A 9,348-nucleotide genomic window follows, 5' to 3' on the forward strand; every position below is an offset into this window, starting at 1 on the left:
GGCTGCAAATCGACCGCAGCGGTCCATTTTTAACCGCCTTTTTGCCCCATAGCTCGGCTATGGGGCTGCAAATTCGGCAAAAACTGTCCTCGCTCTCGCCGATTTTCGCTTTCGACGCTCCAAGTCCGACAGGCTCCTAGCGCCAGTAAGGATTGCGATGGTGGGGGTAGCGGCCGTCGTAACCGTACTCGATCACCGTCACTGGGGGCGTGATGTAGGTGGGCTGCTGATAGATGGGGGCCGGTGGGTAAGTGGAGGTCACCGAGCCGGGCCGACCGTAGACCCCGTAGGTTGCATAAGGATCCGGACGGCTCGAGTAGGTCTGACCTGCAGGCTGAATGCTCAGGGAAATCCATGCGCCGGGGTCTTGTTGGGTGCGCGTGGTGTACTGCCGCCCGGCATACTCGTAAACCACGTCATAACCCACAGTGCGGTTTTCGTAGTAGGTTTCTGTTGTGCAACGCTGCACGTTCTGGTACTGCGGCTGCCCACCTTCAATTTGGTTGCCGAGCACCGCGCCCCCAATCAGGCCAATGGCCGTGGCAGCGGCGCGGCCATTGCCCTTGCCAATGGCGTTACCGGCGGCACCACCAGCAATTGCGCCCATGACCGCGCCGGCCCCACTGGTGCGGTTGCCGCTGTAAACCGTCTCGTTGCCGCACACCTGCTGGGGTATGGCAACCTGCTGCATGACAGGTGTGGCAGAGAGTACGCGACCCTGTTCCTGGGCGCTGGCCAAGCTGGCGATGGATGCCATGGCGGCAACGGCGATGATCGATTTCATGGGAAAACTCCTTTCGGCTTGGAACACAACGCACCAGACCTCGAAAACGTTGATGCCCCGAGGGCTCAATCGGGACCCTTCGATGGTAAATCTTCGTAAACCAGTTCCGATTTTACCGCTGCGGGGCCTTGGCGTCAGCGAAGGTCCTGGCACCAAGACAGCCATTGGTCGGGCACAAATCCCACAGTGATGAGCGTCGGGCATGCCCCGCTCAACTCGACGATGGGGCGCTTGATCACGGTGGGCTGATCGATCATCAGGCGGCACGCGCTCTCCTCGTCAAGCACGGCTGCTTGCGCTGCGCTCGCAAGATTTCGCCATGTGGTTCCGTTGCGATTCAGTAGCTTGGACCACCCGACCGCATGGATCCAGCGAGCGAGCGCGTGTGGCGGCACTCCCTGTTTTCGGAGGTCATGAAAATCGAATGCGAGTGCACTGGAGGTGAACCATGCGCGCGCTTTCTTGACCGTATCGCAGTTGGGAATTCCGTAAATCGTGATGTGGGCGGACGTCATGGGTCGTTGATGCTACAGGGTGTGAGTGCGCGACAATCCTTCGCTGTATGCAAACGAAACATCACACTCTGGACGACTGGCTGCGCCACTGCGAACAACTCCACCCCGTCGGCATCGACATGGGGCTGGAGCGTGTTCGCGAGGTCGCTCGTCGGCTTGATCTGCGCTTTGAGTGCCCCGTGATCACGGTCGCTGGAACCAATGGCAAAGGGTCGACGTGCGCCATGCTGGAGGCGATGGCCTTGCAGGCGGGCTATCGCACGGGTGTCTACACATCCCCCCATTTAGTGCGCTTTGAAGAGCGTTGCCGCGTGCATGGTGAGATCGTAAACGCTTCTGATTTGATAGCAAACTTTGATGCGGTGGAGAGCGCAAGGCTTCAAAATGATCACGAAATCTCGCTGACCTACTTCGAGTTCACCACGCTCGCGATACTCCGTTTAATGAGCCATGCGAAGCTTGATGTTGCCATTTTGGAAGTGGGCCTTGGCGGACGACTGGACGCCACCAACATCATCGATACCGATTGCGCGATCGTGACCAGCATTGACATTGACCATGCTGAGTTCCTCGGGCCCGACAGAGAGAGCATTGGGCGCGAAAAGGCGGGCATCATGCGCACCGGCCGCCCAGCCATCGTGGGCGATCCGATGGCGCCGCAAAGCCTTGTGGATCACGCCGTGGATATCGGAGCGGATCTCTGGCGCTTTGGCCATGACTTTAATTTTTCGGGTGACAAGCAACAATGGAGTTGGGCCGGGCGGGGCAGGCGGTATGCCGGGCTGGCCTATCCGTCGTTGCGGGGAGCGAATCAGCTGATCAACGCATCTGGCGTGCTCGCAGCATTTGAAGCACTGCGTGATCGGCTGCCGGTGACCGCGCAAGCCGTGCGCAACGGCATGGCCATGGTGGAACTGCCTGGCAGGTTTCAGATCGTGCCCGGCCAGCCAACCTTGGTTCTTGACGTCGCCCATAACCCTCACAGCGTTGCAGCGCTCGCGGCGAATCTCGATGCCATGGGTTTTTTCCCAACGACGCACGCCGTGTTCGGGGCCATGTCCGACAAGGATCTTGCGGTCATGCTGGCGAAGATGGGTCCGTTGATCGACCGCTGGTACTTCACCAGTCTGCCGACGTTGCGGGCGGAGTCTGCTGCTGGTCTTGAGCAAAAATGGAATGCGCTACCGATGGCCGCGGGAGGCAGACGGGAAGTCCCGACATCCCTGCATGCAGACCCCATGTCCGCACTGAGCGCCGCGGTCGCCGCAGCAGTCCCGGCTGATAGAATCGTGGTCTTCGGATCCTTCTTCACGGTCGGGGGTGTTCTCGTTAATGGGACACCGCGCCTGCAGGCCAAACATCTGGGCGCTCAAGGTCCGCTCGAGTGATCACTCCATGGTATTTTTCAAGTTTCGGTGGTCTGGCCAAGGTGAGCAAAAGCAGACCGAAAAACCGGTGAAACGACCGCGCGCCCTGTCTCAAGCGGAAAGCGTCGAAGCCATGCGCCGCAGGGCCCGGCATCGACTCATCGGTGCGACGGTTCTCGTCTTGATTGCTGTGGTGGGCTTTCCGCTGTTGTTTGACACCCAGCCCCGTCCTATCCCGGTCAACATTCCGATAGAGATTCCCGACCGCAACAAGGTCGCTCCTCTTGTGGTGCCCGCGCCCCCTGGCGCTTCGATGGGGTCATCGGGCGCAGCGCAGGCTGCTGCTGCCGCATCAGCGACAGCGCTGTCTGGCGCATCGGCGTCCAACGGACATGCAAAGACATCGGCTGTCGCAGGTAACCGAGCAGCCGTCTCTGGCCTGGTGAACGGTGAGGAACTGGTGTCTCCAGCGTCCCAAGCCCCAACACCAAAACCAGCACAGGTGGGCGCTCCGGTGGGGCCCCAAGCCGCTCAAAAACCGGATTCCAAGCCGGCAGACCCCAGACCCGCCGATCCGAAACCTCCTTTGAAGACTGACGAGGCCAGCCGAGCGCGTGCCTTGCTGGAAGGTCGTAGTGCTGAGCCGCCCGCCGCAGCCGAGGAGACGCGTTTCATTATTCAAGTGGGCGCCTTTGCAGAGCCCGAGAAAGCGCGTGAGGTGCGTGCCAAGCTCGAGCGCGCAGGTCTGAAAACCTACGCGCAGGTGGTGGACACCAAGGACGGCAAACGCACGCGGGTGCGTTTGGGGCCTTTCGGCAACCGGGACGAGGCTGACAAGGTGGCTGCGCGCGTCAGGTCGCTCGATCTTCCCGCTTCGGTGCTGACGCTGTAGTCGTCTTCAGGGTCAGTTGGCCGAACACCATGACGGGGTTGGATTGGATCTTCACAGGGTTGCTGCTTGCATCCATTTGCATTGGCGCGTGGCGAGGCCTGGTGTTTGAAGTTCTTTCCGTGGCAGGCTGGGTGACGGCGTTTTTCGTGGCGCATTGGTTCGCGGCCGATACGGCTGCCGCACTACCCATGGGTGAAGCGAGCGATACGCTGCGTTATGCCGCGGGTTTTGTTCTGCTATTTGTCGCGACAGTCTTCGGTTGCGGGCTCATCGCATGGTTTTCGAAAAAGTTGATCGAGGCGGTGGGTCTGCGGCCGGCGGACCGGATGCTCGGCGCTGCTTTCGGTTTGGTCCGGGGGCTGGTTCTTTTGCTGGTGGCGGCATGTGTCGCGGGCTTGACACCGCTGGGCGATGCCCCGTGGTGGCAGGAGTCAAGTGCCAAGCCATGGCTGGGTGACGCGCTGCGCGGCCTCAAGCCTGTGCTGCCCGAGGAGTTCGCAAGGCATTTGCCTGCTTGAGAAATCTTGCGGGGTGGCAGCCATACGCTGTTGCCTCGCAGTGACCGCGGGACTGATCCCGCAAATGGATGGAATCAAACTATGTGTGGAATCGTCGGCGTGGTAAGTCCTGCGCCAGTCAATCAGCTGATCTACGACGCACTGCTGCTTTTGCAACATCGGGGCCAGGACGCGGCAGGGATCGTGACGCAGCAAGGTCGCAAGTTCTTCATGCACAAGGCCAAGGGCATGGTGCGGGATGTCTTTCGCACGCGCAACATGCGCGCGTTGCCCGGCAATGTCGGTTTGGGCCAAGTGCGTTATCCCACGGCGGGCAATGCGTTCAGCGAAGAAGAAGCGCAGCCGTTTTATGTCAACGCGCCGTTCGGCATCGTCCTGGTGCATAACGGCAATCTGACCAATGCCCGTGAGCTGCGTACGGAGCTTTTTCAGACAGATCATCGCCACACCAATACCGAAAGCGATTCGGAAGTTCTGCTGAACGTTTTCGCGCATGAGCTGGAGCGTTCGACGCGCGGAGTGGCGCTCCGGCCCGAGGATGTTTTCAAGGCCGTGAGCGCGGTACACCAGCGTGTCAAAGGTTCTTATGCTGTGATCGCCCTGATTGCCGGGCATGGTCTGCTGGCATTCCGTGACCCGCACGGCATTCGGCCTTTGGCCATGGGGCGCAGTCAAGATGGGACTGTGATGGTGGGAAGCGAATCGGTCGCGCTGGAGGGGACCTCCCATGTGTTCGAGCGCAACATCGAGCCCGGCGAGGCCGTTTTTGTGACGCTGGACGGCAAGGTGCGCGCACAGCAATGCGCCCAAAAGCCCCAGCTCAACCCGTGCATTTTCGAGTTTGTGTACCTGGCCCGTCCCGACTCGGTCCTCGATGGTATCTCGGTGTACCAGGCGCGCCTCAATCTGGGTGAGGCCCTGGCCAAGCGGGTGGTATCCACGGTGCCGCCGAGCGAAATCGACGTCATCATTCCGATTCCCGAGTCCAGCCGGCCGAGTGCAACGCAACTCGCGCATCTGCTGGGTATTCCCTACCGCGAGGGTTTCGTCAAAAACCGCTACGTGGGCCGCACCTTCATCATGCCGGGGCAGGGCGTTCGCAAGAAATCAGTGCGCCAAAAGCTCAATGTCATTGGCAGCGAGTTCAAGGGGCGCAATGTGCTTTTGGTCGACGACTCCATCGTGCGCGGCACGACCAGCCGGGAAATCGTCCAGATGGCACGCGATGCCGGTGCCCGCAAGGTGTACCTGGCCAGCGCGGCGCCGCCAGTGCGCTATCCGAACGTGTATGGGATTGATATGCCCACCAGCAGTGAGCTGGTAGCCTATGGTCGCACCGTCGAAGAAATTCGTCAGGCCATTGGCTGCGACGCGCTCATCTACCAGGATGTGGATGGCATGAAGCGGGCGGTCGGGTCGCTCAATGCCGCGATCTCTGGCTTTGATGCGTCGTGTTTTGACGGCGTGTATGTCACGGGCGATGTGACGGCCGAGGGCATTGCGCTCCTGAATGAAGGGCGTGGCGGAACGGAGGAAGGTGAAGAGGATACTTCGCGCCTCGCGCTGCCCAACGCAAACACTGCCTAGCCCGATTCCGAGGGCTTTCAGTGTTGATTCGCGCCACAGTCACCTGCTTCGGTGCGTCTGGCCTGGGATCAATGGTTTCAATTTGCGCCTCAAGACTCTGAGAGTGAGCGCGCAAACGCACGGTGAATCTTATGACTGATCAAAACCCATCGAAATCGGGTCGTGTACGCACCCGTTTTGCCCCTTCGCCCACGGGTTTCATCCACCTGGGCAATATCCGCTCTGCGCTGTATCCCTGGGCCTTTGCACGGGCGACCGGTGGTGACTTCATCCTTCGCATCGAGGACACCGATCTCGAGCGGTCCAGCCAGGCTGCTGTCGACGTAATTCTGGAGGCAATGTCCTGGCTGGGCATGGAGCCCGATGAGGGACCTTTTTATCAGATGCAGCGGATGGCGCGCTACAAGGAGGTGCTGGCACAGCTTCAGGCGGCAGGACATGTCTACCCCTGCTACATGAGCGTCGGCGAACTGGACGCGTTGCGCGAGCGGCAAATGGCGGCCAAGGAGAAGCCTCGCTATGACGGCACTTGGAGGCCTGAGGCTGGCAAGCAGCTGCCTGCGGTGCCAGAAGGTGTGCAGCCAGTCTTGCGGTTCAAGAATCCACGCGGTGGCGTGGTGGCGTGGGACGACAAGGTCAAGGGGTGCATCGAGATCAGCAATGATGAGCTCGATGACCTGGTGATTGCGCGACCTGACGGCACGCCAACCTATAACTTCTGCGTGGTGGTCGACGATGTGGACATGGCCATCACGCATGTGATTCGGGGCGATGACCATGTGAACAACACGCCGCGCCAGATCAATATCTTTCGAGCGCTTGGCAAGGAGCCGCCCATCTATGCACACTTGCCCACGGTGCTGAACGAGCAGGGCGAAAAGATGAGCAAGCGCAATGGCGCCAAACCCGTTACCCAGTATCGGGACGAGGGGTATCTCGCGGACGCGATGCTCAATTACCTGGCAAGGCTTGGCTGGAGCCACGGCGATGACGAGATATTCAGCCGGGAGCAATTTCTGCAGTGGTTCAATCTGGACCACCTGGGCCGAAGCGCGGCGCAGTTTGACGAGGCCAAGCTTCGTTGGGTGAACGCGCAGCACTTGAAAGCGACGGCGGACGAGGCGTTGGCCGCGCTGGTTGCACCCCAATTGCTACGGCGAGGGGTGGCTCAGGAGGAAATTGACGATGGACGGCTGGGGCGCATCTGCGCGCTGTTCAAGGACCGCTGCGACACCACGGTTGATCTGGCGCAGTGGGCCTATGTCTTTTATGGCGATGTCCATGCCGATCCAGCCGAGCAAGCCCAGCACGTCACGCCGGCTATCGTCCCGGCGCTCGGTTCGCTGGCTGAGGCCCTGTCAAGTTGCGACTGGGATAAGGCCTCGATCGCTGCAGCGTTCAAGCAGGTGCTGACGGCCCATGGCCTCAAGATGCCCCAGCTTGCGATGCCGACGCGTGTCCTTGCAGCGGGGACTGCACACACCCCCTCGGTCGATGCCGTTTTGGAGTTGATAGGTCGCGAAAAAGTGGCGGCCCGTTTGCGAAAGCGCTGAAAATCTGTCTATAATTCAAGGCTGAACTGATGGCTGCTAGCACAGCGTAATCGTTGGTTTTTAGTGGGGGTATAGCTCAGCTGGGAGAGCGCTTGCATGGCATGCAAGAGGTCATCGGTTCGATCCCGTTTACCTCCACCACAGTGTTAGAGAAGTCAGTTCGGTTCGTTCCAAGGTTTTGACCCCATCGTCTAGAGGCCTAGGACATCACCCTTTCACGGTGAGTACCGGGGTTCGAATCCCCGTGGGGTCGCCAAGTTGTAGCGCTTGGCTTGTGTTGAAGCAATACAAGCAAAAGCTGCCTGCCAGGAGTGGTAGTTCAGTTGGTTAGAATACCGGCCTGTCACGCCGGGGGTCGCGGGTTCGAGTCCCGTCCGCTCCGCCAAAATGGAAAAAGCCTTGTAAGTCAACGACTTACAAGGCTTTTGTCTTTTTGGGTAGTAGCAAATTTGGTAGCAATTCAATGCTCAATTTGCCGATTTACCTCCTTGGTAGCTCCTACTACCTGCATACACGCATCAACGGTCAACAGTTCAAGCGGTCGCTACGCACCAGCTACAAGCGTGAAGCTATTGCTCCGGCCCCAAGAAGTCTTAACCTGCTGCATACTTGACGCGAGGGTCTTGGAAGTAGCTCATGACCCGCTCGGGTGATTTCTCCAGCATGGTCATGTGCTCGTTGGCTGCTTCGCGGAGTTTGGTCTTGGTTCGCACCGGAACGCGCTTGCCCATGGCTTGCTTGAGGTCTGCGTTGAGCCTCTCCTCTGGGTTGAGTTCGGGCGAATAGCTCGGCAGGTAAAACACTTCGATTTGCTCTGCGTGGTCTGCCAGCCATGCCTTGACCGGCTTGCTGTGGTGGACCCGCAGGTTGTCCAGGATGAGGAAGACCTTGCGGCCCGCGTCCTTGACCAGCGACTGCATGAACTCGATGAGTTTGTCGGCGTTGAAGGCCTCGTCGATGATCATCCAGCGCGCTTTGCCGCGGTTGGTGACGGTGGCAATCATGGAGAGCTTTTGGCGATTGCTGCCCACCGTGAAGGCCACAGGCGTTTGGCCGGCTGGGGCGTAACTTCTGCCTCGCACATCGGTGTTCACCAGCGCGGTTTCGTCCCCCCAGTGAATCTCGCCGCCCTCGGCCTTGGCCCGCTCCTCAATGGCCGGGTACTGCTCATCGAGCCAGGCCTTGACCGCCTCAGGCCGCTGCTCGTAGGCCCGCTTGAGTGGCTTTTGCGGCGTGAACCCCCAGCGCGCAAGGTACTTGCCCACCGTGCGCACGCCCAGATTGAGCCCACACTCTTGCTCAATCAGCTGCATCACGGCCGCTCGGCTCCACAAGAAGAAATCCATCTTCAATTGCTCCGGGCGCTTGTCGCAGATGATCCTCTGAATGCGGCTCTCCTGCTCGGGCGTGAGCAACCTCGCATCACCCTTGCTGCGCCCGCGTGCAGCAGGCTTGACCGCCGCCCAGCCACCGCTCTCAAACTGATCAATCGTGCGCCGAACCGCCGGGTAGCTCAGCCCCGTCATCTGCACCACCTGCATGATCTTGATGCCTTGCTTGTGCAGCCTCACAACCTGCTTGCGCCTCTCGTGCAGCTCGCCCAGCGTCTGGTATCTCGCGTCTTCTTTGTCCATGAACTCTCTGATGCCAAAAACCCAGGAAAGTTCAATTTTTATGGGGCCGGATCAATATTATTCGGGCAGTGTCTCTACTCAATGACCTGACCATGAACAAAAAAGACCTGCCTGCAAAGTACGAACTCGACATGGCGCGGGGGATTCTTAAAGCTGATGGAAGTGAAGATCACACCCGCCTAATGCAAGCTATGGAGGCCATGAAGGCATTGCACACAGGGCAAGCAGTACAACCCCCAGCCATTGCACCCAAAGAGCCAGCAGACGACCCCACAGCCCTCAAATTGGGGGAGCTTTTGGAAAAAATGCTCCTGTTACGCAGCAAGCTCAAACCTGCAACGGTTACCGCGTACAAAAATCCTGAATCCGTGACCCCAATCCCCCGGGTTCCGTAATCGCACAGAAACCGGGCAGAGAAACCCCGATATTCACCCCCAGTCCGGCCATTTCAACGCAACAAACCCGACCGGCACCCCAGATATACGCTCATCATGCCCT

The 9,348-nt window shown here is 59.6% G+C and carries 9 protein-coding genes and 3 tRNA genes; 9 read left to right on the top strand and 3 right to left on the bottom strand.

Features of this window, described 5'->3' with window-relative positions; all coding sequences use genetic code 11:
- Positions 1 to 136: 136 nt before the first annotated feature.
- Entirely contained in the window at positions 137 to 784 is a 648-nt protein-coding gene (locus tag ACK543_RS07255) for a glycine zipper 2TM domain-containing protein (protein WP_409942181.1), read from the bottom strand.
- A 134-nt stretch (positions 785 to 918) separates the two neighbouring features.
- The gene (locus ACK543_RS07260) at positions 919 to 1,299 is read right to left on the bottom strand and encodes an arsenate reductase (protein ID WP_409942182.1); all 381 of its coding nucleotides are present in this window, start codon (positions 1,297 to 1,299) and stop codon (positions 919 to 921) included.
- A gap of 47 nt (positions 1,300 to 1,346) precedes the next feature.
- Between ACK543_RS07260 and folC the strand changes: the two genes are divergently transcribed.
- The 8 genes from folC to ACK543_RS07300 all read left to right on the top strand — a co-directional run bounded on the left by folC (position 1,347) and on the right by ACK543_RS07300 (position 7,601).
- Positions 1,347 to 2,687, top strand: a complete 1,341-nt coding sequence (gene folC / locus ACK543_RS07265; protein WP_409942183.1) for a bifunctional tetrahydrofolate synthase/dihydrofolate synthase — start codon at positions 1,347 to 1,349, stop codon at positions 2,685 to 2,687.
- A 7-nt stretch (positions 2,688 to 2,694) separates the two neighbouring features.
- A complete protein-coding gene (locus ACK543_RS07270) occupies positions 2,695 to 3,558 on the top strand; it encodes an SPOR domain-containing protein (protein ID WP_409942184.1) in 864 nt (287 codons plus the stop codon).
- A 29-nt stretch (positions 3,559 to 3,587) separates the two neighbouring features.
- Positions 3,588 to 4,076, top strand: a complete 489-nt coding sequence (locus ACK543_RS07275; RefSeq protein WP_409942185.1) for a CvpA family protein — start codon at positions 3,588 to 3,590, stop codon at positions 4,074 to 4,076.
- Positions 4,077 to 4,157: 81 nt separating this feature from the next.
- On the top strand, positions 4,158 to 5,663 hold the full coding sequence (gene purF, locus ACK543_RS07280) for an amidophosphoribosyltransferase (protein WP_409942186.1): 1,506 nt from the start codon (positions 4,158 to 4,160) through the stop codon (positions 5,661 to 5,663).
- A 131-nt stretch (positions 5,664 to 5,794) separates the two neighbouring features.
- Complete coding sequence (gltX, locus tag ACK543_RS07285; RefSeq protein WP_409942187.1) at positions 5,795 to 7,216, top strand: glutamate--tRNA ligase; 1,422 nt, start codon at positions 5,795 to 5,797, stop codon at positions 7,214 to 7,216.
- Positions 7,217 to 7,281: 65 nt separating this feature from the next.
- Positions 7,282 to 7,357, top strand: a tRNA-Ala gene (locus ACK543_RS07290).
- A 39-nt stretch (positions 7,358 to 7,396) separates the two neighbouring features.
- Positions 7,397 to 7,472, top strand: a tRNA-Glu gene (locus ACK543_RS07295).
- Positions 7,473 to 7,524: 52 nt separating this feature from the next.
- Positions 7,525 to 7,601: transfer RNA gene (locus tag ACK543_RS07300), tRNA-Asp, on the top strand.
- A gap of 208 nt (positions 7,602 to 7,809) precedes the next feature.
- Here ACK543_RS07300 and ACK543_RS07305 read toward each other — a convergent pair.
- Complete coding sequence (locus ACK543_RS07305; RefSeq protein WP_409942188.1) at positions 7,810 to 8,850, bottom strand: IS630 family transposase; 1,041 nt, start codon at positions 8,848 to 8,850, stop codon at positions 7,810 to 7,812.
- 92 nt (positions 8,851 to 8,942) lie between these two features.
- Here ACK543_RS07305 and ACK543_RS07310 point away from each other — a divergent pair, with 92 nt between their 5' ends.
- A complete protein-coding gene (locus tag ACK543_RS07310) occupies positions 8,943 to 9,245 on the top strand; it encodes a hypothetical protein (protein WP_409942189.1) in 303 nt (100 codons plus the stop codon).
- The last annotated feature ends 103 nt before the right edge of the window (positions 9,246 to 9,348 follow it).

Origin of the sequence: Acidovorax sp. (assembly GCF_046341535.1) — a bacterium.
In the GTDB taxonomy this organism is placed as follows: Bacteria; Pseudomonadota; Gammaproteobacteria; order Burkholderiales; family Burkholderiaceae_C; genus Acidovorax.

Coding starts and splice junctions, on each gene's coding strand:
- ACK543_RS07255 (WP_409942181.1), bottom strand. CDS start 784: ATGAAATCGATCATCGCCGTTGCCGCCATGGCATCCATCGCCAGCTTG.
- ACK543_RS07310 (WP_409942189.1), top strand. CDS start 8,943: ATGAACAAAAAAGACCTGCCTGCAAAGTACGAACTCGACATGGCGCGG.
- ACK543_RS07270 (WP_409942184.1), top strand. CDS start 2,695: ATGGTATTTTTCAAGTTTCGGTGGTCTGGCCAAGGTGAGCAAAAGCAG.
- gltX (WP_409942187.1), top strand. CDS start 5,795: ATGACTGATCAAAACCCATCGAAATCGGGTCGTGTACGCACCCGTTTT.
- ACK543_RS07260 (WP_409942182.1), bottom strand. CDS start 1,299: ATGACGTCCGCCCACATCACGATTTACGGAATTCCCAACTGCGATACG.
- folC (WP_409942183.1), top strand. CDS start 1,347: ATGCAAACGAAACATCACACTCTGGACGACTGGCTGCGCCACTGCGAA.
- purF (WP_409942186.1), top strand. CDS start 4,158: ATGTGTGGAATCGTCGGCGTGGTAAGTCCTGCGCCAGTCAATCAGCTG.
- ACK543_RS07275 (WP_409942185.1), top strand. CDS start 3,588: ATGACGGGGTTGGATTGGATCTTCACAGGGTTGCTGCTTGCATCCATT.
- ACK543_RS07305 (WP_409942188.1), bottom strand. CDS start 8,850: ATGGACAAAGAAGACGCGAGATACCAGACGCTGGGCGAGCTGCACGAG.